The following is a 25,264-nucleotide window of genomic DNA, read 5'->3' as shown; positions in this document are numbered from 1 at the left end:
TTCCGGATCCTCTACTGCTTCTGCTGGGTGCCGGCCGGTGGTGCCTGGTACCAGGACGGGTTGATGCTCGCACGGTACGCACCGGTCAGGTAAACCGACTGGATCGACTTCTCGAAGATCTTGAAGGGTAGCTGGATCCAGAAGTCCGTGAAGCCCTGACGGTGGAAGAGCCGGCTGCCGCCGCCCAGCACCACCACGTTCTTCACCAGGGCAGTGGAGGCCGCGGTGGTCAGCGCCGCGGTGGCGTTGATGCCGCCGTCCAGGAAGGCGTCCGCGCCGCTGAGCTTGACCGTGGTCCCGTCGGCGTTGCTCACGCCCCACACGGCGGCGTTCATGGCGCCGTTGACCCACCCCGAGACCACGCTGGTGCCCGCGCTGAAGGTGAAGTCGTAGATCCCGCCGCGCCAGCGGGTGGGGGTCTCGTTCCCGGCCCACTCGTTGGTCCAGGTCTTGTCGTGGTTGAACGGCCTGCGCTGCGGGTGCTTGCCGCCGTCGATGTTGGCCAGGGTCGCCTTGAGGTTGCCGGAGTTACGGAACCAGGGAATCCGGTTCTCGTGCGCCGCGATGCCGAGACCGGTCTTGACGCCCGAGGACACGGCGGCGTTGGCGAAGGCTTTCAGCGCGTCCTGACCGGTGAACGGCTTGTTCTGAGCCGCCGCCACGATGCCGTTCACGATCAGGTTGGCGCCGAACTCCAGCACGAACTCCTGGCCGAACTCCACGGCGGCCTTGTACGCCACCGTCCGCCAGTACGGTTCGTAGCGGGCCTCGCGGAGCGCCGCACCGGAGCCATCGGGTACCACCGTGCCGGACCACGGCATGCGCTGGGCCTCGCGGATCCGGCGCCCCCAGCCGCGGATCTCGGTCAGCGGCCCGCAGTAGTCGTACTCGTTGCCGACCAGCCGCATCTGGCCGAAGGGGCCCCGGCGCTCCCAGACGAGACCGCTGTCGGTGCGCTGGGCGACGAGGCGGCCGTCGGCGTCGTAGCGGTTCCACTGGCCGCGCCAGGCGTCGGTCTCCAGGTAGCCGGTGACGGTGCCGTCGGCGCCCCTTTCGGCCTTGCGCTCACGGACGACGGACTCGTGGTCGAACTCCTTCCAGACCGAGTGCGGGGTCGCGGCCGCCGGATCGTACTCGCGCACCCGCAGCGGACCGCCGAGGCCCACCGGGACCTCGCGGAGCCTGACGGTGGCGCCTTCGGTGCCGGGCAGCGGCCGCAGCTCGTCACGGAAGTGGCGCGCACCGCGCGACCACTGGTCCTGCCAGGACGTGCCGTTCCACCAGCTGCGCACCTGCAGCCCGGGGCCGGGGTCGATCCGGTTCCCGGTCCGGTCGTACGCCGCCGTCAGCCAGCGGTTGTCGTCGGCCGGGTCGCGCCAGGCCTCCACGTAGCGGCCCTTGTCGAGCATGCGGCGCTCGCGGACCAGGCGGCCGGTGGCGTCGCGGTCACGGAAGGAGTCGTCCCAGGCCAGCTTCGGGTCGCTGGAGCCGCGGAAGAACTTGCGGGTGCCGGAGGGGCCCAGGGAGGTGCCCTCGGCGTTCACCTCCCGCCACGTCCACTTCGCGGAGTCCGTCTTCCCCACACCCTCGATGAAGCTGTTCGCGGTGCCGTTGGGGTTCGGCTGCCGCATCCCGGTCAGGTTGCCGTGCGCGTCACGGGTGACCCAGGTGCCGTGGCCGGCGGGGGTGTCCACGGCCCGCGGGGTGGTGTACTCGCGCACCACCCCGCCGGGGAGGCCCTCGCGGGCGACGTGGCGGGCGCCCAGGGCGTCGCGGAACTCGTCCTGCCACAGGAGGCCGGTGGCCGCCGGGTCCTGCGGCACGCGGTAGCCCCGCGACTGCCCGGCCTCCCACGGCTGGTGCGCCGCGGCCGCGGGTTCGTACGCGGGACGGCCGGCGTGGTCGCCGACCTTGATCGTCGTGCCGTCGTGCAGCTTGGTCGTCAGGCGCGCGAAGTCGCCGTTCGCGGTCAGGTCGAGGATTCCGCCGTCCAGCCCGACGTACCGCACACCCGAGGTCCCCTCGCCGGTCGCGGTGCCGATCGGCCGCTTCTCCCAGGTGAACAGCTGGTGGGCGTTGTCGCCGAGCACATGGGCGTACCCGCCCTCCGCGTGCCGCGCACCCGGCAGCCCGGCCTTGCGGACCCAGACGGGCGGGCGCTGCTCGCGCCACCGCTCGGTGACCAGCAGGTGGCCGTCGACGACCTCGGCCTTGCCGACCTCCTTGCCGTGCGGGGACTGGCGCTGCCAGGTCCCGTCGGTCCTCCACCCGCCGGGCGCACCGGCGTCCTGCACGAGCTTGTGCTCCTCGTACTGGCCCGCGTGCTCCGGCAGGCGGCCCATGCCCCACTTGCGCTGGACGAGGGTCCGCCCGTCGTCGGCGAGGTCGGTCCAGCCGGAGTCGAACCGGTCCGGGCTCCGGGGGCCCTCGGCGAGTTCCTCGCCGGCGCCGTCGAAGCGGTGCCAGCGCAGCTCGCCGTTCCCGTTCCGCAGCGCCAGCGTGTGGCCCGTGCCGTTGGCGTGCTTCTGCAGGCCGGCCTGGTACTCGTGGACGACGTCGCCGCGTCCGTCGAGGTCGCGCCAGCCGGTGCCCGCGGTGTCGTACTGACGGACCCCCGAGCCGGAGAGGGCGGCCTCGTCGCCCCAGCGCGCCCAGCTCGTACGGGGGTTGGTCCGGCCGAACGCGATGCTGTCGGTGCGGCGGGAGGAGTCGAGGAGCCCGCCGCCGGGCAGCACACGGCGCTCGAAGACGGGAACCGGAGCCCCGGTCGCGCTGAGCAGCACCACCCTGCCGTTCGCGGCACCCGTCAGATCGGCCTTGCCGTGGTGGAAGACGCCCAGGGGGGCGCCATCGGGGCCCCCGGTACGGGCCCACGTGCCACTCCGGTGGTCCAGGACGTACTGGTACGGGGTCGTCCTGCCCTTGTCGAGGACGTTGAAGCCCTGCCGGGCGACCACGCCGTTCGGGTCCAGCTCGAGGAACTCTCCGCGGCGCGCTCCGCCGGGCAGCGTGCACTCGATCCGCACACCGCCCGTCGGCTGCCCGGTGGCGTTCCAGTGCCGCAGGCGGTTGCCCGCGGGGTCCTCCAGCCAGTGCGCGCCGTTCGGCGCGTCCGCGCTCGGCGCCCGCGTGACGAGGACGCGTCCGCCCGCCCCGTCCGGCAGCGGGGTGCCGTGGGCGGTCAGGGCGCCGCCCAGGTCGTGGCGGGCGAAGGAACCGTGGGCCGCGGTGACCTGGTGGCCGCCGCCGGGCAGCGGGGTGACCTCCCGGACCAGGTCCCCGGTCGTGCCGTGGAACACCTGGTGGCCGCCCCCGGGCCGGGCGATCTCGATGTGGCCGTTCCCGTGGACGGTGACGGCCCGCTGGGGGTCGGGCGCGAACGCGTCGTCCAGCCACCGCTGTCCCCCGCCCGCGGCCTGGTCCAGGTGGCCCGCCGGTTCGCCGCCGCGGCCGGTGAGGCGCAGGCCGTCGCCGGTGAAGGCGCCGTCGGCCGCGAACGTCCGATAGCCGGTGGCGTGGGTGACACGGAAACCGCCGTCGCCGGGCAGGGCCTGGACCCGCTCGGGCAGGGCGGCGCCCGTGGCGTCGGTGAGCCGGTGGCCGCCCGCGGCGTCCGGGACGACGAAGCGGGCGCCGCGCCCGGTCGCCGGGTCGGCGAGTGCCGTCCCGGTCTCGACCGGACGGGCCTGGGCGTCGTGGAGCACGGTCCGCCCCGTGGTGCCGTCGATCGTACGGAGCCGGCCGCCGCCGACGTCCATCACACGCTCGGTCAGCGGATTGCCCAGGCCGTCCGTGAGACGCAGCCCGCCGGAGCCGTCCGCGACCGCGACCCTGGCCCCGCGGGTCCCGTCCGCCGGGTCCGCGAGGGCGGTCCCGGCGTCCTGCCAGCGGCCGTCCGGGGTGTAGCGGGATGTCGCGCCGGTCCCGTCGTCGATGATCCGGAAACCGGCGCCCCCGGGAAAGGCGGTGACGTCGCCGCGCTGCGGGACGCCGAGGGCGTTCGTCAGCGTGTGGGTGCCCGCACCGTCGCGGGCCAGGAACAGGTCACCGCGTCCGCCGTCCGCGCGGGTGAGCGACACTCCGCTCTCCTGGAGCCGGCCGGCCCCGTCGTGGCGTACGGACGCACCGCTGACGTCGTTGGTGATCCGGAAACCGGCGCCGTCGCCCAGGGGGGTCACCGTGCGGGGCACGTCGCGCCCCTGGACGTCGGTGACGCGGGTGGTGCCGTCCTCACGCACCAGCACGAGGTCTCCCTCGGCCGGCGCCCCGTCCGCTCCCCGCAGCCGCAGGCCCTCGTCGATCGGGCGGCCGCTCGTGCGGAAGCGCGTGGTTCCGCCGGTACGGATGTCGGTGACGCGGACCGCCCCGTCCTCCAGCGGTTCCGCGAGGTGGTGCTCGGCGTCCGGGCCGGTGAGGCGGACCGCCACGGGGCGGCCGCGGCCGTTGAGATCGGTGTGCAGCCGCAGGCCGTTCGGGACCTCGGCCGCGTTCCGCAGCGGCACCTCCTGGGCGGTCCTGACGCCCGACTCGTTGTAGCGGACCACCGTGTCCGACGCGGTGTGCCGCACGTCGAACCCGCCGCCACGGAAGGCAACCGTCCGGCCCTCGTCGGGCTCGAGCCCACGGCCGAGGACGCGGTGGCTGACGCTGCCGTCGCCGGCCTCGACGCGCTCGATGACCAGTCCGTTGTTCCCCTCGATGCCGGAGTCGCTCAACTCGACCCGGGTGACGCTCCCTTCGGGGTTCCCGGGCAGTTCACTCAGCCTGCCGGCGCCGGGGGTCGCGCCGCGGTCGACGGCGGCCCGCTCGTTGAAGCCCCGGATCCGGTTCTCGACCTGGTGCGGGTCGATCCCCTGGTCCCGCAGGCCGTCGATCGCGGACGTGACCCGGTCGCGGGCCGCCAGCGTGTCGGAGCGCAGTTGCTCCTCGATCGTGCTGAGCCCCTGGGATGTGCTCGCCTCCCCGTGCGACAGCGCGTCCTCCGCACTGCCGAGGTCCTGCCGGGCCCGGGTCAGATCGTCCCAGCCCTCCCGGCGGGGATCCCCCTCGCGGCCGAGGAGTTCCTCCACCCGGCGGTAGTCCTCGGCCCAGGGGACGTCGTCGGTGCCGCGCCCTGCGGCCGCCGGGGCGGGGGCCGGCGTTGCCGGTACGTCGTTCCCCGCGAGCAGGCGCAGGGCGCCGGCCTGGCGTTCGGTGTCGGTGAGCGCGTCCTGGAGCCGCAGGCGGGTCGCCTGCGTGAGGTCGTCGCCGGCCAGGACGGCACGGACGCGGGTCGCCAGGTCTTCGAGGGCGGCCACGCCGCGGCCGTGTCCCGTGCCGAACGCGCCGTGCTCCTGCAGCAGCCGGTAGGCGCCGCTCTCGGACCGGGCCTGGACCAGCACGCGCTCGACACCGGCGGCGCCCGGTGCACCACGGTGAGCGGTCAGGAAGTCGTCGGCGGCCGCGGTCAGTTCGTCAAGCGCCGTGATCCGCCCGGCGAGGTCCGTCCCGTGCACGTCGTGGAGCTCGGCCATCCGGCGTTCGACGGCGTCGATCGCCGAACCGGAGCCGGACGTCTGCGTCTTGAAGACGGCCGGGTCGAGCAGGTCGCGTTCCCCCGTGCCGCCACCCGGTGCGATCACGTCGTCCGAGGCGGCGGTGAGGTGCGGCACGTGGACGTGGTCGTGGCTCGCGACCTGGCTGTGGATGAGATCCAGGTAGCGCGGGCGCAGTCCGCCCTGGGACAGACCCTCCAGGGCGGCGTTGTGGTAGTTGCCCATCAGGCTGCCGTCGACCTCGGGCCGATGCCCGGCCGTGGTGTCCCGGTACTCGTCCCGCAGACCCAGCTGATGGCCCAGCTCATGGGCGAGATCCTGCTCCGTGGCATCAACCCGCCACTGATGCTGGTTCATCGCCCCCTGCGGCCGCCCCACGGTCACGTTCAGATGAGCATCAGCGGCGTTGCCCGCGACCCGCTCCAGCGTGACGTGCAGAACACTGCCGTCACGCAACGTCTCACCAGGGTAGTTGAAGACCCGCTCCACACCGTTCAGCGCACGGTCCCACAGCGCGTCCACCTCGGCCGGCGACAGACCCTCACCGGCCAGCCGCACCCGCACCGTCAGATCCGTGACCGAACGCCCACCGACCTCGAACCTCCGGACGTCATAACCGGCCTGCACCTCGTACCGCGGCGCATGAGCGCCACCACCCCGCGGCGTCGACACCGGATCCACCCACGAATGCTTCACCGAGTTCGGCGCCGCCGCACCACGCGCCGCATCCCAGCCCGCGTCCAGCGTCAGATCCACCCGACCCGCACCCGGAACCGAACCATGGAAGACGTCGTCCACCACACCGGCAGACACGGAACCGCTCCTGGGCGACACGCCGTTGGAGTCGCTTCGGACGGGGAACGACTTGTCCCCGCTCTCCAGACGTACCGTCACTGTCTCCGTACCGGAGCCGTGCACGACGGCGTGGCGCACGTCCTGCTGGAGCCGCCCGAGCGTGTCCAGCAGATCCTCCGGCGGGAAACGCCTCTTCAGCACCTCGAGCAGGCTGTCCTCCGAGACACCCAGCTCCTGCGCCAGGTTCCTGAAGTGACCACGGTTGTTGTTCCAGCCCGTCGTGGCGTTGCCCGGGCCCACGTGGATGGAGTTGTCCGCGGTCAGGATGGACGGTCCGTGCTCGTCGATCAGGTCCTGGGCGGCCTTCGACCGCGCGGTCAGGTGGAAGTCGCTGCCCTTGATCGTGACCGACGACCCGCCCGGCACCCGCGTCTCGTGGCCAGAGGTGAGGACCACGTTCAGGTGGACGGCCACCTCCGCCTGCGTCCCGCCGTCCTTGACCGTGACCACGATCGGCCGGGAGATGAGGTTGTTGCCCCCGTTGTTACGGGTCTCCACGCCGAACTCGAAGCCCCCGAGCGTACGGCGCGCGTCCCCGGGCCTTCCGCCGCCCCCGCCGATGATGACGTCCAGCACCCCGTCCCCGGTCAGCCGCGTGGAGCCCGCGGCAGCCGGGGCGGCCGCCGAGACGGACTGCGGCAGGTGCTTGTTGATGCCGCCGACCAGGGCGTTCCGGGTGTCGATAGACATCTGGACGAGCTGCTTGAAGGTGTCGTTGACGCCGCCGGTCGCCGAGCGAACCGCCGTGAACTCGCCCTTCAGGAGCGTGGTGAGTTCACTCCCCTTCATCACCCGGAGTTCCGTGCCGTCCAGCCGGATGTCGTGGAAGGCGATCGCCGCCAGGTTCTTCCCCACGTGCTGGTCCTTCGTCAGGACGTGAGGGTGGTGCAGCTTGAGGTAGTGCTCCATCTGCTCGGTCCACGTCTTGGGGTTCGCATGACTCTGCGTGAGGCCCGTGAGGAGCGACCGCGAGTCGTCGCCGACTTCCAGGGCGATCCGCTCGCCGTCGGTGACCAGGGCCAGGCCCGAGTCGAAGACAACGGCCTGGTTCTCCCGCCCCTGCCACAGGTGACGGCGGTTCTTGACGAGGCTGTCGAGGAGGCGTTCTCCCTCCCTGGCCTCGTAACTGACGGCCCTTCCGGAGACCTCGCCGAACCTGATGTCCTTCTCCAGGCCGAGGGAGTTGGCCGGGTCGACACGGACGAACGTGTTGGGCTCGGGGAAGTAGACCGTCCGCGCGTCGGTCTTCGCCATCGCGTCGCGCACGGCCAGGTCGAGGTCGGCGGCGTTCTTCGCGGCACCCCCGGGGAGGGTGTAACCACCGCTCACCATCTCGGGGGCGAACCCGTCGTTCTGCGCGCTCAAGGACTCGATCTTCGCCGCCGCGCGCTCGAAGAGCGGCTCGCCTCCGACGACCATGCTCTTGACGTCGGCGTCACCGACGTGCAGGTACACCTCTCCCCCGGCGTTCAGTTTGACCTTGTCGAGCATGCCACGGGTGAGGTCGTCGCGGACGACGGCCTCACGCAGCGCACCGTAGGGAATCTCCTTCTGGGCGCCGGCCTCCACCAGCTTGGGATCGGGCTGGCGCCACGTGAAGCCGGTGACGGAGACCTCAAAGTTGCCTTCCTGCTCCCACTGCTGGGCGAACGTGCGCACCGTGTCGGCGATCTCGGTTTCCTTGCCGGCGCGCCCGTTCACACCGATGACCAGACCCAGCCGCTCACCCAGGACCGACTCATCCGTGAACGCCGTCCCGTACGTCTTCGCCAGCGTGAGCAGATCGGTGTCCGGGGTCGCGATGACGGTGGCCACGAAACGCGTCCCGTCACCGCCCTGGAGCCCGCCCTTGGCCGCACCGTCGTACTGGGCCACCGGCTTCAACCGGTAGTGGCTTGCGATGTCGCCGTAGCCGTCGGTGAATCGCACGGCGTCGGTCTGCTTCGTGAAGGTGGGCGGGACGGCTGCGGGCCGCGCGGGATTCGGCTTGGCCTTCTTCGGCGCCTGGGGGGCGATCCCGTCGACCGCGTCGACGTCGGCGTGCGGCACAGGGACGTGATCGTGACTGACCACCTGGGCGTGAATGAGGTCCAGGTAGCGGGGGCGCAGCCCGCCCTGCGACAGATCCTCAGGGGCCGCGTTGTGGTAGTTGCCCATGAGACTGCCGTCGACCTCCGGGCGGTGCCCGGCGGTGGTGTCCCGGTACTCGTCCCGCAGACCCAATTGGTGGCCCAGCTCGTGCGCGAGATCCTGCTCGGTGGCGTCGATCCGCCACTGGTGCTGGTTCATCGCGCCCCGCGAACCACCGACATTCACGTTGAGGTGGGCGTCGGAGGCGTTGCCCGTGACGCGCTCCAGCGTGACGTGCAGAACACTCTCATCGCGCAGCACCGCACCAGGACGGTTGAAGACCCGCTCCACACCCGACACCGCACGGTCCCACAACGCGTCCACCTGGGACGGCGACAGACCGTCACCGGCCAGCCGCACCCGCACGGTGAGGTCCGTGACCGAACGCCCACCGACCTCGAACCTGCGCACGTCGTAACCGGCCTGCACCTCGTACCGCGGAGCATGGGCGCCACCGCCCCGCGGCGTCGACACCGGATCCACCCACGAATGCTTCACCGAGTTCGGCGCCGCCGCACCACGCGCCGCATCCCAGCCCGCGTCCAGCGTCAGATCCACCCGACCCGCGCCAGAACCGGCACCGAGGAAGAAGTCGTCCGCCACACCGGTCGGCGCGTCGACCGCCCGCGCCGACACACCCGGGGACTTGCCCTGGACCGGGAACGACTTGTCGCCCCGGAACTCCACCGTGATGACCTCGGAGGCGGAGGCATGGACGATGGCGCGCTCCACGTCCCGCTGGAACAGCGCGACGGTGTCGAGCAGCTCGCCCGGCGGGAAACGGCTGTCGAGCGCCTTGACCAGGCTGTCCCTCGTGATGCCGAGTTCGTCCGCCAGGTTCTTGAGGTGACCGCCCCTGTTGTCCCAACCGGTCTTGGCGTTGCTCGGCCCCACATGGATGGAGTTGTCCGCGGTCAGAGCGGACGGCCCGGACCTGTCGATGAGGTCCTGAGCGGCCTTCGACCGCGCGGTCAGATGGAAGTCCGACGCGTTGAGCGTGACCGCCGTTCCGTCGAGCCTCCCGCTCGGGGTGACCATCACATTGAGGTGGACGGCCACCTGGACCGACTTGTCCCCCTCGGTGACCGTCATCAGCACGGGCCGCGAGATGAGGTTCGTGCTCCCCGTGTCCCGGACCCTTCCGAACTCGAAGCCGCCGAGCGTACGGCGGGAGCCGTCGACCGTGCTCGATCCCGTGATGCTGTCCAGGATCCGGACGGCGTCCGGGGTCAGCCGGCCTCCGCCCGTACCGGCGCCCGCGTGAGCGGCCGTGGACGTACTCGCGGCCGGGGCGGACGGGGGGACGGACTGCGGCAGGTTCCTGTTGATGCCGTCGACCAGGGCGTTACGGGTGTCGACGGCCATGTCGAGCAGTTGCTTGACGGCACCCGGGTGGTCGCCGGCCACCTTCTTGAGCGCGTCCGCCTCTGCCGGAAGTGCCTTTCCGAGCTCCTTGCGCGTCAGGGTCTTGAGGGCCGTGATGCCGTCCGCCTGGATGTCGTGGAAGGCGATGGCCGCCAGGCTCTTCCCGAGGTTCGCGTCCTTCACGAGCACGTCCGGGTGGTGCAGCTTGATGTAGCGCTCGATCTGCTCGGTCCAGGTCTTCGAGTTCGCGTGGCTCTGGGTCAGCCCGTTGAGGATCGACCGCGGGTGGTCCCCCACCTCCTTGGCGATCCGCTCCCCGTCCGTGACCAGAGCGAGATGCGAATCGAAGACGAAGCCCTGGTTCTCCCGCCCCTGCCAGAGGTAACCGCGGTTCTTGAGGGAGCTGTCGAGGAGCCGCTCCCCCTCCCTGGCCTCGTAGCTGATGGACTTTCCGGAGATCTCGCCGAACCGGATGTCCTTCTCGAGGCCGAGTTTCGGGTCGACACGGACGAACGTGTTGGGCTCGGGGAAGTAGATCGCCCGCGTGTCGGTCTTCGCCATCGCGTCGCGCACGGCCAGGTCGAGATCCGCGGCGTTCTTCGCGGCACCCCCGGGGAGGGTGTAACCACCGCTCACCATTTCCGGAGGAAGCTTGTTGTCGGCGCTCAGCGATTCGATCTTCGCGGCGGCACGCTCGAAGAGCGGCTTCCCACCGATGACCATGCTCTTGACGTCGGCGTCACCGACGTGCAGGTACACCTCTCCCTCGGCGTTCACCTTCAGCTTGTCGAGCATGCCCCGGGTGAGATCGTCACGGATGACCGCCTCGCGGAGCGCGCCGAACGGCACCATCTTCTGGCCGCCGTCCTTCAACAGGTTGGGGTTCCGCTGCTCCCAGGTGAAACCGCTGACGGAAACCGAGAAGTCGCCCTCCTTCTCCCACTGCTGAGCGAACTTCCGCACGGCGTCGACGATGTCGGCGTCCCTGCCCACCTGTCCGTTCACACCGATCACGAGGCCCAGCCGCTCGCCGAGGGACTGCTTGCCGAATGCCGTCCCGTACGTCTGCGCCAGCTTCAGCAGATCCGTGTCCGGGGTCGCGATGACCGTGGCGACGAAGCGCGTCCCCTCACCGCCCTGGAGCGCGCCCTTGGCCGCACCGTCGTACTGGGCCACCGGCGTCAGCCGGTAATTGTCCACGATGTCGCTGAAGCTTGCGCTGAAGCGCCCGGCGTCCGTCTGCCGCGTGAACGTGGCCGGGTCGACCGCCACCCGCGAGGTACCCGCCTTGGCCTTGGCCTTGCCCTTGTCGGGTGCGTGGGGGGCGACCGCGTCCACCGCGTCGACGCCGACGTGCGGCACGTGGACGTGGTCGTGGCTCGCCACCTGGGTGTGGATGAGGTCGAGGTAGCGGCCACGCAGCCCGCCCTGGGACAGACCCTCGGGCGCGGCATTGTGGTAGTTGCCCATCAGGCTGCCGTCGACCTCGGGCCGATGCCCGGCCGTGGTGTCCCGGTACTCGTCCCGCAGACCCAGCTGATGGCCCAACTCGTGCGCCAGATCCTGCTCCGTGGCATCGACCCGCCACTGATGCTGGTTCATCGCCCCCTGCGGCCGCCCCACCCTCACATTCAGATGAGCGTCCGACGCATTGCCCGCGACCCGCTCCAGCGTCACGTGCAGAACACTGCCGTCACGCAACGTCTCACCAGGACGGTTGAAGACCCGCTCCACACCGGACACCGCACGATCCCACAACGCGTCGACCTGAGTCGCCGAAAGCCCCTCATCGGCCAGGCGCACCCTCACCGTCAGATCCGTGACCGAACGGTCCCCCAACTCGAAGCGCCGCACGTCATAACCCGCGCGCACCTCATACCGCGGCGCATGCGCACCACCACCCCGCGGCGTCGACACCGGATCCACCCACGAATGCTTCACCGTGTTCGGCACCGAAGCACCACGCGCCACATCCCAACCGGGATCCAGCGTCAGATCCACCCGCCCCGCACCCGGAACCGAACCATGGAAGACGTCGTCCACCACACCGGCAGGCACGGAACCGCTCCTGGGCGACACGCCGTTGGAGTCGCTTCGGACGGGGAACGACTTGTCGCCCTGGAAGTGGACCCGCACGTCCTCCGCGCCGGAGCCGTGGACGACGGCGCGCTCCACGTCGTCCTGGAACCGGTGGATCGTATCGACCAGTCCGCTCGGCGGGAACCGGTTGTCGAGTGCCTCGATGAGCTTCTGTTCCGAGACGCCGAGGGCCTGTGCGAGGTTCCTGGTGTTGCCCGGCCTGCTGTTCCAGCCGGACTTGGCGTTGCTCGGCCCCACGTGGATGGACTTCGACGCGGTGTCGCTGGACGGGCCGTGCAGGTCGATCAGGTTCTGGTCGGTGTGCGGTCGCGCGGTGAGGTGGTACTTGCTCCCGGTGATCGTGACTTCCGTCGTGTTCGCGAGCTTCTTGCCCGCCACCGTCACGTCGGCCTCGTTGCCCGAGCTGAGCATGACGTTCAGGTGGACGGCCACCTCCGCTTCCGTCTCGCCGTCCTTGACCGTGACCACGATCGGCCGTGACACGAGGTTCTTGCCGTCGTTGCTGCGGGTGCCCGCGCCGAACTCGAAACCGCCGAGCGTACGGCGCTCGTCACCGTTGCGGCCGCCCGTGCCGACGACGACGTTCAGGATCTGGTCATCGGTCAGCTTCGCGGAGCCCCCAGAGGCGGACGGTGCCGCCGGGGAGACGAACGAGGCGTCGCCGGACCGCTCGACGCGCAAGGCCGTACCGGTGAAGAGGTCCGCCCTGGGCGCACCGCTCTCGTCGAGGAGCGAAGCCGTGAAGCGGAGGTCCTCGTAGTTCTCGTGTACTTCGTCGGCCACGCCGCCGGACTTGCTCCCGCCCGGCGCGGGCGGCGTGTCGGGACCGCCCGGGTGGCCGCTCACCGGCCCGGGCGCGTGGGCCGGCGCGGGCCCGGGGCCACCCGTACCGGCCGGGTGGGTCCCACCGGATCCGGGGGGCGCCGGGGGCGCGGGGTGCACTCCGGAGGCGGAGGCCGCGGCGCCTGGTCGCGCGCTGTGGACCTCGACCGTGAACGAGAGCCCCTTGTCCTTGGCGAACTGCTCCAGCTGCAGCTTCTGCGCCTGCAGTCCAGCCGGGTTGAAGCCGTCGTTCACGAGCACGACGCGGTCGAGGTCGTCCCACTTCACGCCACCGTGGAGCTGGGCCTCGAAGTACCTGTTGAGCTTCCCCTCGAGCTTCCCGGCATCGCGCAGGCCGCGGAACGCACTGTCGTACTGGAAGTCGGTCGCCTCGGCGAAGGCGAGCCGGACCAGCACCTCGGGGCCGTGGTTGAGCAGCGGCAGCATATTGCCTCGCCCGGTGACGCTCAGGGCGCCCTCCAGGCCCTGGCCGAAGCTGTCCGCAGGCGTGAACGTGGCCCGTTCCATCAAGTTGGGCTTGAGGTGGAAGACCGCCTGCCCGTACATCTTCACGCCGCTGGGCCGGTACTTGGAGGTGAGGGCGGCGTAGTTCGGGAGGTCCACGAGGTCGGCAGCGGTCGGGGCGAACGCCTTGCCGCCCTGGCCCGGGTAGATCCCGGAGGCCTCCGTCGTCCGCTTCACGGACGCCGGCAGGCCGAGGGCCTCTTCCGTGTTGCCGCGCGTGACGTAGTACCCGGCCCCGGCGTTGTCGATCTCCCATGCGTTGCGGAGCAGCTGCTGGTCCGCGGTCATCGCGTCCAGCAGCGTCCCGCCGCCCGGCAGTTGGTTGCCGAGCTTGAGGTTCACCGTGAGCGAGAGCTCGTCCTGCAGATGCTTGTGGACCTTCGTGATGAGTTCACCGGCCTCCGCCCCGTCAAGCCGGTAGCCCTTCGCCCACTCCCACTCGTCGCCGCGCAGCTTGGTGGTCAGCTGGTCCGTGTCCGCCGCGAGCGTGCGGATGGCGCGCCGTTCGGCCATGACGATCGCGGAGAGCTGCGGCATGCGCAGGTTCCGCAGTTCCGTTCGGCCTTCGAGGGCCTGGAACAGCCGCGTGTTCTCGTCGAACGACTTCTGCTGCTGCAGCAGCACCGACTTCAGCGCGTCGTCGTGCTCCGCGCGCGCCAGCCCCTTGGTCAGGATGTCCTGGTGGGCCTTGAGATCGCCCTCGTAGGCCTCCTTGCCCTGGCCCTTGGGCCAGCCGTGGGCCGACTGCGGTTCGCTCAGCCAGTGGGCCACCGTCAGGTCCTGACCGCTGGGCACCAGGGCGTGGCTGAGCTTCCCGCCCTCCAGCGGGGTGACGACGTGGGTCGCCGACGGGACGTGGTCCACGGACTGCACGATTCCCTCGGGAGCCGGGGGCACCGCGTCGCCCCGGCCCTTGAGGTGCAGCAGCGAACGCAGACCGTCCGGAAGGCGCGGCGCGCCGCCGCCGAGGCCGTGGCCGGTGTAGGACTGCACCTCGGGGAGCGGTGCTCCGCCGGTCAGGTCGTTCCAGTGGGCCTCGGCCCGGGCCAGCGCGGCGTCGGCCTGCGTGACCTGCTGCCACGACTCGAGGTAGCGGAAGCCGTCGACCTCGGCGGAGGTGCCGACGCCGTCCACGTAGCGCGTCTGCAGGTCGTCGCGGATCGTGCGGGCGTTGATCAGCTCGCGGCGGGCGTCGGTGATGGCGGCCGACGCGTCGATCTCCGACAGGTCGTCCGTGAAGTTCCCGCGCACGCCGCCGTGGTCCGATCCGGTGCCGGTGGTGTCCAGGGTGCCGCCGGGCGGCTTGCCCTTGCCCTTGTCCCCCGCCACGAGCGGCGCGTCCGTGACATCGGCCGTCACGTCGCGCACCGCCCTGCCGGCCGAGCCATCGGGCACCGCCGGCCGCGCGTCGAGCACCGCGTTCATGAACCCGTCGGTGAACCGGCCCGCGTCGGTGTGCCACAGCGGCAGGTTCCGGGCCGCGTACAGATAGGCGTTCTCCAGCTGTGCCGCCGTGATCCGGTGCTCCTCCACGACGTGCGTCCCGCCCGCCGGGGCCCCGTCGGCGGTGCCGCGGACAGCACCGAGCTCGCCCGGCGCACCCGGGCCCAGGGGCACCGGCGCGTCCCGGCCCGGCAGCAGGACCGTCAGCGAACGCGCGCCCGTCGAACCGTCGGTCCCCAGGACCAGCCGGATGTCGGCCGCGGGGTCGGCGATCGCGTGCTCCAGGTGCTGCCGCACCGGCCGAGTGTCGTCCATGAACCGTGCGAGGTCGTCCCCGCCGGTGCCGACGTGGACGCCGCCCCCGCCCGTCCCCGGGTGCACGGGTGACGGGGGACCGGACGGCAGGTCGTCCAGCGACGAGCGGAACAGGCCCATCTCGTCCAGCATGTCGTCGATCTCGCCGAACATGTGCTGCACGTCGGACGGGTACTGCACCGGGGACGGCGGCAGGTGACCGGCGGAATCCCCCGCGGCCGACCCGCCGGGGCTCGGCACCGGCTCCGGCACGCTGTCGACGGAACCCCGCCCGATCCCGGAGAGCGAGTCGTCGGCGGCGGGCACCGTTACGGACGGTCCCGGCAGATCGGACAGTCCCGGACGGAGCGTGCCGTACGTCTCGCCCAGCTGACGCGACAGCTGGCGTCCCGCGTCGTCACCCGAGTTGAGGATGGTGTGCGTGATCATCTTCTCGAACTGCTCGAGGATCTCGAGACGTTCCCGCTGCGGAACCGTCTTGACATTGCCGTCGATCAGGGGACGCTGGTGGTCGAAGAGCACGAAGGTCTTCGCCTGGTCGGTGGCGCCTTGGACCCCGTCCGGGTCGACACGCCGCCAGTCCTCCACCTCCCCGAAGGCGTCCTGGTACCGGATCGTGTCGTCGGCGGTCAGCTTGGCCACGGGCGACGTGCCGTCCGCCCAGTGCCAGGCGCCGTCGCGGCGCAGCATCGTGTCGACGAGACGGTACGGGGCCGCCACCCACAGGTCCGCGACGGACTTGCCGAGCGCGGCGGACACGAAGCCCTCCGCGAACCGCACGCAGTTGTAGCGGAACAGGTCGTACACGGCACCGGAGTTGGCCATCGCGTACCGGTACCCGTCGAACAGCTGCGCCGCCGTGATCCGGTAGGTGCCCAGTACGCGGACGTGCCCGGAGACCAGGTATTCGGCGTCGTTGACGATGGCACCCGGGTTGCCGAAGAGGTGTCCTTCCTCCGGATAGAAGCCGATCGTGAGCGGCTTGCGCTCGCCCGGCAGCATCACGGCCACCATGGCGTGGCCGACGTCGTCGGAGAACTCGCGCCACGTACGGCCTCCGGGGCTGGCCACGAGGGCCACTTCGATGTTCGCCGCGGGGTTGTCGATGGACTGTTCCACGTGCTGCCGCAGCGGGCGGATCAGGTCGACGAACTCCGAGAAGCCGTCCAGGTCCTCGGTCCCGTGCTCACCGACCGGGGAGCCGGGTACCGAGTCGTCGTCCATGTCCAGGTGCGAACGCATCGGTGCGCCGGTGTCGTCCAGGTCCACGTCATCGAGCCCGTCGAGCAGGCCGCTCTCGGGCCGCGGCGGCCGCGGCGGGACGGGCGGTGCGTGGTGCCCGCCGGGCCCGGGGCTGGTGGGCGCGTCGTGCGTGAGGTCGGTGTCCCTGACACCGCCGGGGAGGTGCCCGCGTTCCGGGCCTGCAAGGTGCACGGCCAGCTGGTCGGCCTGGGCCCGGATGTCGACCTTGGTGAAGGCCGCGCCGCGGAGGTCCTCCAGCACCTGGCGTGCGGCGGTGACGGCCTCCACCGTCACCGCGCCGGATCCCATCTTGCCCAGCTTCAGGTTGACCTCGTGGAACAGTTCCGCCTGATGCGAGTGCACGCGCCCGCCGCCCGACCCGGTCGCCGGTGCCGGGGCGGGGTCCTGACGCAGCGGCACCGCGACGTGTCCGTCGCCGCTGACGGCCGCCTTGCCGTGCGTGCCCGGGGTGGCGACCACGTCGTCGGTGCTGCGCGCGGGCGCGCCGGCGAAGGCGTGCCCCGTGTCGGCGTCCACGGCCTTCCCCGTTCCGGGAGCGCCGGCGAAGGCGGGCCCGTCGACGGGGCGGACGCCGCGGCCGTCGTCGAGGAGGTCGAGCGCGGAGCGGGCCGCGTCCTTGGGCGGTGTCCCGTGCACGCCGCCCTTGGGCAGGCCGGGAGCAGGGACGCCGTGGGCGGTGGAACCGGGCACGGTGTCGGTGACCACGGAGCCGGGACGGCCGCTGCCGGCGGGCCGCACGATCTCGTCCAGGGCCATATGCGCCTGGTTGGCGCGTGCGGCCCCGGCGACGTTGTCGCCGAGGTCGGCCCCGATGTGCGAGGGCACCGGGTTGTTCGGCGTCCCCTTGGCGCCGCCCGACAGCAGGTCGAACACCGAGCCTCCGGCGGCGCCGGTGCCGCTCTGGTGCCCGGGGACCCCGGTGAGCGGGCCGTGGGCGCCGCCCGTTCCGCCCGGAGCCGCGAGCAGGTCGTGCACCCCGGCTCCGCTCGGCGGCGCCGGGACGCCGGTCAGCGCGGAGTGCGCGGCGCCCGTCCCCGCGCCCGGGGCGCCGGGGGCGGCGAGCAGGTCGTGGAGCCCTGTGGCGCCGGGGGCGGGAGCGGGTACTCCGGTGAGGGCGGTGTGCAGCGCGCCGGTCCCGCCGGGCGGTGCCGTCAGGACGCCCGTCGGGCCCTGCGCGAGCAGGTTGCCCCCGTTGCCCTTGGCGACGAGGGCGGCGACGTCCACGCCTTCGTGTACGACCGGGGTCCCGGCGGAGCCGGGCACGTACAGGCCGGAGGAGTGCGTCACATGGCCGCCCGGGGCAGCCGCGCTCACCCCGAGTCCCCCGCTCATCTGGCCGGGCGCCGCGTCCATGGCGTCGATCCTCATCCGGCTCATCTGTGTACCGGCGATGTCGACCACGTCGTCCATGTGCCGCACTGCCCGGAATCCCGCCGTCGAGTTGTCGAACACGGCGTTCGCACCGTGCACCGCGACGGGGTTGACCGTGCCGACCCGCAGCCCCGTCAGGTCGACGGTGCTGACGGGCGCCACGGAGAAGGAGGACGGGCGGACGGAGGTGTGAGTGTCGGCGAAGTTGCCGAAGCGCAGGTTCTCCAGGTCCATGCGGGCCATGTTGATGTTGGCGTGCCCGAGGTCCAGGTGCGGGGTCGCGCCGTGCGGGCCCATCGGCACGGTGCTCGCGGTGTGCGCGACCGTGCCGCCCACCGGCAGGTCCCACACGCCGCGGCCCATGACGCCGCGGTCCCAGAAGCCCATGCGCAGGGCGCCCTTCAGCCCGTACTCCGCGATGTCGGTGTGCGTCACGGGCAGGATCAGGCGCGTCCACTTGCCGCCGCCCATCTGGCTGCTCCAGGTCTCCTGGGCGAAGATCCGGAAGTTCTGCCAAGCCCCGGGGGCGCCGGCCCGTACGGCCGACCCCCACCCGCGCACCACCACGGGGATGGAGCGGACGCCCTGCACGACGACGAGCCCGCCCTTGACGAACACCGAGCCGGCGAGCGCGGGCACGTTGTGGAAGTTCTGCATGACCCACAGCCCGCCCTCGCGCACCCAGGTCAGGCTGATCCGCGCGACGTCCCGCAGACCGGTGAAGACAGTGGCGAACCGGAACCCGGTGACCAGGTCCTTCAGGGACAGGAAGCCGTTGCGTCCCCACTGGAGGACGGCCTTGAAGCCGGACTTGATGAGGCCGCCGATGGCGAAGATCGGCAGCGCCTTCGTGGTGGGGGCGATGATGCCGAGCCCGGCGAGGAACAGGTCGAGGAAACCGATGTCGCCGCGGGCGAAATCGATGGCCGCCTTCACGAACAACGTCATGTTGACGCCGAGGGCGAGCAGGGCGACCGGACCGCCGAAGATCAGCGCCGGGACGATGAGGATGATCGCCAGGATCTGGAACATCTCCCAGAAGACCTGGCAGTCCGAGATCGGCAGCCGGATGTCGGAGGCGTTCCTGATGGAATTCGCGGTGGTGTTGCCCACGTCGGCGAGCTCCGTGCCCGCGCTTTCGGCGGTCTGCCGGTGGACCTCCACCTGCGGGTCGTCCTTCGCCAGGCCGCGTGCGGCCGACAGGGCGCCGTCGGCCCGCCGCTGGGCATCCTCGATGTGGTTCGCCCAGGCACTGAGGTTCTGGGAGACCTCCCAGAAGGAGTCGGCCACGTCGTTGATGTGGTTGCGCAGCCTGTCGTCGACCTTGCCCCGCAACGCGTCGGCGGTCTTCCCCGCGAAGACACTGCTGTCCGCCGTGTTCATCACCTGGTCGATGGCCTTCGCGATGGACCTCGCCTGCGTGCCGATCTTGACCAGGTCATCGACCAGCAGACGGATCTGGACCGGGTCTCCGGGGGTCGGATCCCCGTGGAGGCCGAGAACGTTCCAGTCGCTCGGGCGAGGCATGTGAGGGATCCCTCCCAGTTCGGAGCGGAGGAGCACGGCGGAGCTCTCCACGTGGACCACGCTCGGGGCACGTCTGTGGTTCATGTGACGTGGGTCAAACCCGCGCGCGGCGGTGAACCGGCGGGGGGCGTGGTGCGTGGTCGTGGTGACCGGATTCTCCAAGGACCGTCCGGAGGTCCCCTGTGCCCGAGATCAAAATCGACTACGACGTCCTCAACGCGGCCAAGCGCGACCTGGACGCCCTGGCGGGCGAGATCGACCCGCTCATCACCAAGGGCGTCTTCGGCCGCCTCGGCTCGGGCAGCGGTGAGGCGGAGGCGATCCTCGGGCACGAGGGCGTCGCCAGTGCGATGTCGCTCTTCCACACCAATGCGAGCAGCACCATGAAACGCGCGGACAAGGGCCTGAAGGAGCTGGCCGGCGCCTTCGGCGGCGTGGGCGAGGCGTTCCGCGAGTTCGACCGCGAGCTGGGCGCCGAGATGGGTGTGATGAGCGCCAATCTGCACGTTCAGAACTGGCGGCAGCAGAAGGACCTGTGGGACTACAAGCAGAACCACCTCAAGGAGTGCGAGGGGCCCGGCAAACTGCCGGACTTCTGCTCCGCCACGAATCCCGGTGACACGCCGCCCGACTTCCACGTCGACACGCCGAACGGTTCGATCGACTCCCACGTGGAGGTCGACAAGGACGGCAAGGTCATCAAGGAAGTGACCACCGTCAAGTACGACGGCAGCGAGTACACCTCCACCACCAACTACAACGGTCCGAGCTACACGACGGACACCAAGTATCCCGACGGCAGCACCTCGCACACGGTGGCCAACATCAACGGCGACGGCAGCGGCTCCATGACCGTCACCGGCAGCGACGGCAGCCACACCGAGTACACCCGCGGCCCCAAGGGCGCCGACGGGAAGGCACCGGAGTGGACGTGGTCCGGCGGCGACAAGCCGGGCGGCGGCCCCGAAGACCCGAAGAACCCCAACAACCCGGACACTCATCCGCAGAATCCGGGTACCCACGGCGGCACCAACCCCAGGATCGCCTGATCGGGTACACCACCCCCAGGCCGGTCATCACAACAGAAAGGCGACGCAATGCCTGCGATTCACATCGTTCCCGAGGACGTCCGGCAGCGGGCGGCGACTCACGCGGCCACCTGCCAGGAGTGGATGACCCGGCTCGGGAGCCTGAAGGGGCAGGTCGAGAGCATGCTCAACGACGAGCTGGTGCTGCCCCAGGCCAGCCCCGCCATCCGTGACGCCTACGAGCAGTTCACGGGAAGCCTCACCCAGGCCATCCACGGCCTGGAGAACTTCGGTGAGGCGTTCACCTCGATCGCCAAGGGCGCCGAGGACTTCGACACCCAGGTCGCGAACAACTTCAACAAGAAGTAGGGGACGCGCGCGAAGGGCCGGGCGGGAGTCGTCTCCCGCCCGGCCCTTCGCGGTGTCCGGGGCCCGTGCCGTGGCCCGCACCGCGGTGCGGGCCACGGCACGGGCGTCACTCCGTGCGGAGCGAGGTCAGCGGCACCTGGAGCGCCATCACCTCGTTGCCCGGCCCCGCGGTCCAGCCGCGGCCCGCGTGGGGTGCCACCCGGGTGACGGCGTGCGGCAGCCGCACACCGATCAGGTCGCCCTCGGTGGTGCTCTTCGGGCCGAGCAGCAGACCGCGGCGGGCCTTGCGGGCGCTGGACATCCAGCCGCTCATGCCGCCCTGGACACCGTCGGCGGTCGCGGCGTAGACGAGGCCGAGGCCCTGGTCGCGGCCGGACACCGTGATCTCCTTGAGGAGCTTGTCCGCGCCGGACATCGCCAGCAGGTCGGCGTCGTCGACCATCACCACCCGCGGGCCGGGCAGCGCGGCGAGCGCGGAGCGCACCGCCTCCTCGGTCGGTTCGGTGTCGGTGATGACGCGGACCGTGGTGTGCCGGCTGAGTCCGCGCAGCGGGGACTCGCGCGGGGTGAGGACGACCAGCGAGGTACCCCCGGCGAGCAGCGAGACCGCCAGCGAGGCCAGCGTGTTGCTGCGCCCGGACCCGGTGGGGCCGATGACGCCGAACACCGCGGACGCGCCCGCGAGGTCCACGCCGACCGGCTCTCCCCCGTCGCCGCCGATGCCCAGCAGGCCCCACAGGGGCCGCCGCTGCCCGGCGGGCACCTTGTCGTAGACGTCGGCGAACTCCGCCGACCGCGGCAGCGAGGCCACCGTGAAGGGGCGCCGAGCCTGCGGCACCCGCGCGTCGCGCTTGAGTGCCGCGGCCCCGATCTTGCGCAGCGCCTCGACCTGCTCGGTGCCGCCGCCAGGGGCGAGCAGCGCGATCTGGGTCTCGGTGCCGGTCAGGACGTGCCAGCCGCGGCCGGGCGGGATCTCCGCCGGCAGCTTGCCGGGCTTCATGCCGACGGCCTGAACGTCGGAGCGGTCGCCGGGCCGCAGGAGCAGCCGGTGGTCGTTGTGCGCAGCCATGCGGCCGCTGAGCAGGGAGCGTTCGGAGGTGCCGACGAAGTGGATACCGGCGCCGGCGCCTTCGCGCACCAGGCGGACCATGTCCTGGTACATGTGGCTGTACTCGTGCTCGTCGAGCATGGCCGACAGGGCGTCCCAGCCGTCGACGAGCAGCAGGATGTGCGCGGGGCGTTCGGCCTTCGGGAGCACCTTGCGCAGCTCGTCGATGCCGGTGGCGCTGTGCTGCTGCGCCAGTTCCTGGCGGTTGACGAGTTCCTGGTTGAGGCGGCGCAGCAGCCGTTCCAGCCGCTCGGTGTCGTGGCGGGGGACGACCGCGCCGCAGTGCGGGAGGGTGGTGAGCGCGGCCAGGCCGCCGCCGGCCGCGTCGATGCCGTAGAAGTGCACGTCGGCGGTGCTCTGGTGGCGGGCGGCGGAGCCGGCCAGGGTGCGCAGCACCTGGGTGCGGCCGGAGCGCGGGGCGCCGATGACGTACAGGTGGCCGAAGCTGCTGAGGTCGGCCGCGGCCACGTGGCGCTGCTGCAGCTGCGGCACGTCCTCCAGGGCGTACGGGATGAGCAGGCGTCCCTCGCGGACGGGGTTCATCGCGTCGAGGTCGTCGAGCAGGACCCGGCGTTCCAGCGCGGGCAGCCAGGGACTCGGCTGCGGGGTGTAGTCCTCGAGCCGGTCGGCGGCCCCGCGGATCTCGTCCACCAGCACCTGCAGGTCGGTGGGGGCGGGCGCCTGGACGCTCTGGGTGAGGACGACCTCGGACGCCGCCGGCGCCGCGGCCCGGCCGAGCGCGTCCCAGGACAGCTCCGACGCCACGACGGGCTTGCGGGTGCCGCTTTCGGCCTCGGTCTCCTCGGCGGACTTCGGGCGCGGGCGCTCGGCGCCCACCCACGCGGTCTGGAAGGGGTCCGCGGACTTGGGGCCTCGCCTGACGAGGGCACGGCCGGGGGTGGTGGCGGAGATGTCGACGGCGTCGTTGACGTCGATGACGTCCTGGCTCTCGGACTGGTCGGTGACCCGCAGCGCGATCCGGAGGTTGGTGTTGGCGCGGATGTCGGCGGTGACCACACCGGCGGGACGCTGGGTGGCCAGGATCAGGTGGATGCCGAGCGACCGTCCGCGCTGGGCGATGCTGATGAGTCCGGGGACGAAGTCGGGCACCTCGCGCACCAGGGTGGCGAACTCGTCGATGACCAGCAGGAGCCGCGGAAGCGGCGCGAGCGTGGGGTCGGCGGCGCGCTTGGCCTGGTACTCGGGGAGGTCCTTGGCGTCGGCCGCCGCCAGGACGTGCTCACGCCGCATCAGCTCGGCGCCCAGCGACTCCAAGGCGCGCTCGACCAGGTGGGCGTCGAGGTCGGTGACCATGCCGAGGGTGTGCGGCAGGTTCGCGCACTCCTTGAAGGCGCTGCCGCCCTTGTAGTCGACGAGAACGAAGGCCAGTTCGTCGGGCCGGTTGGCGGCGGCCAGGGAGGCGACGAAGGTCTGCAGCAGCTCGGACTTTCCGGAGCCGGTGGTACCGGCGACCAGTCCGTGCGGGCCGTCCTGGACGAGGTCGAGGGAGAACGGGCCCTCGAAGCCGCTGCCGAGCACGAAGGAGGTGGCGGCGGGACGGGACCGCCAGCCCGCCAGGATCTTCTCGGCGCTGGGCGGTTCCTGGTTCAGCAGGTCCAGCAGCTTCACGCGCTGCGGGAGTCCCGCGTCGTGCTCGGGGCTGACGTCGCGGACCGGCGCCACCGCGCGGGCAAGCTGCTCGCACCACTCGGGCGTGACCTGGTCCGCGCGGACCCCCGGGATCTCGGGCGTGCCGGGACGCTTGACGGTGAGCCGGCCGGCCTCGGCGAGCACCACTCCGGTGCTCTCCTCGGGCAGCAGCCGCTCCTGCTCGTCGAGGCACAGGCTGAAGACACGCGCGGCCGGGCCTTCGGTGAGGACCTGGACCATGCCGGGCACGTCGCGCAGCCGCCGGGCGCCGTCGGCGATCACCAGGACGTCGGGGCCGACGAGGACGCCGTTGCGGTCGGAGCTCGTGGCCCGCTTGCGCACCTGGATCTGCGCGACCAGTTCCGACACGCGGGCCGCGGTCGACTCGGGGTCGTTGCCGATCAGGACGAGCGGGCCCCCGGGCGCGGCGGGCCGCACGTGCGGCAGCCAGCGCACCCAGGCCCAGTCGCCGGCGCGGCTGGAATCGGTGAGCAGCACGATCCGCAGGTCGCGGGGGCTGTGCAGCACCGCCGCCTGCACGGCCATCCAGCGGGCGAGCGGCTGCACCTCGGCGGCGGGGCCGGCCACGCCCACCACGCCGTGGCCGGTGAGGTCCATGCCGATGGGGGCGTCGGGGATGTTCCAGCGGATGGTGCGGTGGTTCTCGTCGCGGGCGGGGTCCTCGAGTTCGCGCAGCGAGGGCTGGTCGGCGGTGCCCAGCCGCAGCACGAGGTGGTCGGGGTCGTGGCGGCGCCGCTCCCACAGCCGGCTGCCCGGCCCGGTGGCCATCAGGGCGACGGCGGCGGGGTCGGGGGCGGTGACCTGGCGTATCCGGCGCTCGCGGGCGACGGCCTCGCGGACACCGTCCTCGACGACGGTGCGGCGCCGGTTGTACTGCCGGTCCGCCTCCTCGTACTCCTTGCGGGCCGTGCGGCGGCCGGTGACCCAGTTGGAGACCATCATCATCGGGCCGAGCAGGATGAAGGCGAGGAAGTAGTACGACTTGAAGATGGCGACCATGAAGAAGCCCATGATCACCGGGGCGATCATCATGGCCGCGGGGAAGGGCCGCTTGGCGGGGGGCGAGGGCGGCGAGGGCAGCCGCACCCGCTCGCCGTCCAGGTGCGGGGCGATGCGCGGCGGGCGGTTGTAGTCGATGCCGAAGCCGTCCGCGGACTCGGTGACGGCGGCGTCCGCCTCGACCGGAGCGCTCATCCTCAGCAGGACGGAGCCGACGGTCAGGTCCTCGCCGGGCGGCCACGGCACCAGCTGTCCCTGGGCGGCGGTGCGCTCGGTGGTGACCTTGTGCGGGCGGGTGCGGCGCAGCGCGGTGACCGCGTCGTCGGGCGGGGGCGCGGCGACCCGGCCGCGCACCTCGTCGCCGGGCGCGGTGCCGGTGCGGTGCCAGTGCGCGGAGCCGTCGGCGCCTACCGTCACCCACAACCCGCCCGCGGGGACGCCATGGCCTTCGAGGCGGATCGCGCACAGCGGTCCGGAGCCGATCTCATGGCTGCCGAACCCGAGCAGCCAAGTGCGTCCGGCCTGCGGTCCGGAGACCACGTGGACCTCGGCGAGCACCGGCCCGGTGTCGGTCTCCGCGGCGACCCGCACCCGGTCGGGGTCCGTTCCGGCGGAGCCGAGGCCCAGGACGCCGCCTTCGCGCAGTCCCGCCGAGGCGACGGGCGCGTCCGGGTCGAGCCGGCGGCCGTCGAGGTAGAGGTCGCGGGTGCGCGTCCCGTCCACGGCCTCGGCGAGGTCCGCGACGGTGGTGCGCGGTGGCAGCCCTACGAGGTGGTCGCGGCGCGCACCGTCCGCGCCGTCGACGGTGGTGATGGTGAGGTTCACGGTCTTCCCAGTTC

Annotated in this window: 4 protein-coding genes; 2 read left to right on the top strand and 2 right to left on the bottom strand. The window is 71.8% G+C overall.

Annotated features, from left to right (window positions below; all coding sequences use genetic code 11):
- Positions 1-11: 11 nt before the first annotated feature.
- Positions 12-19,250, bottom strand: a complete 19,239-nt coding sequence (locus OG937_41805) for a hypothetical protein (GenBank protein ID WUD77787.1) — start codon at positions 19,248-19,250, stop codon at positions 12-14.
- Between the two features lie 182 nt (positions 19,251-19,432).
- On the opposite strand from OG937_41805, the gene OG937_41800 reads away from it, so the two are divergent.
- Positions 19,433-20,299 carry a hypothetical protein gene (locus OG937_41800; protein ID WUD77786.1) on the top strand — a complete coding sequence of 289 codons (867 nt, stop codon included), beginning with the start codon at positions 19,433-19,435 and terminating at the stop codon, positions 20,297-20,299.
- A 48-nt stretch (positions 20,300-20,347) separates the two neighbouring features.
- Positions 20,348-20,647 (top strand): hypothetical protein, encoded by a 300-nt coding sequence (locus OG937_41795; protein ID WUD77785.1) that lies wholly within the window; start codon positions 20,348-20,350, stop codon positions 20,645-20,647.
- A gap of 106 nt (positions 20,648-20,753) precedes the next feature.
- Here OG937_41795 and OG937_41790 read toward each other — a convergent pair whose 3' ends face one another.
- Positions 20,754-25,250, bottom strand: coding sequence for an FtsK/SpoIIIE domain-containing protein (locus OG937_41790; protein ID WUD77784.1), 4,497 nt, complete (start codon positions 25,248-25,250; stop codon positions 20,754-20,756).
- Positions 25,251-25,264 lie beyond the last annotated feature (14 nt).

The organism is Streptomyces sp. NBC_00510, from assembly GCA_036013505.1.
Classification (GTDB): domain Bacteria; phylum Actinomycetota; class Actinomycetes; order Streptomycetales; family Streptomycetaceae; genus Actinacidiphila.
Note: the sequence above shows the minus strand (reverse complement) of the source record. Positions and strands in the feature narration are given on the sequence as shown.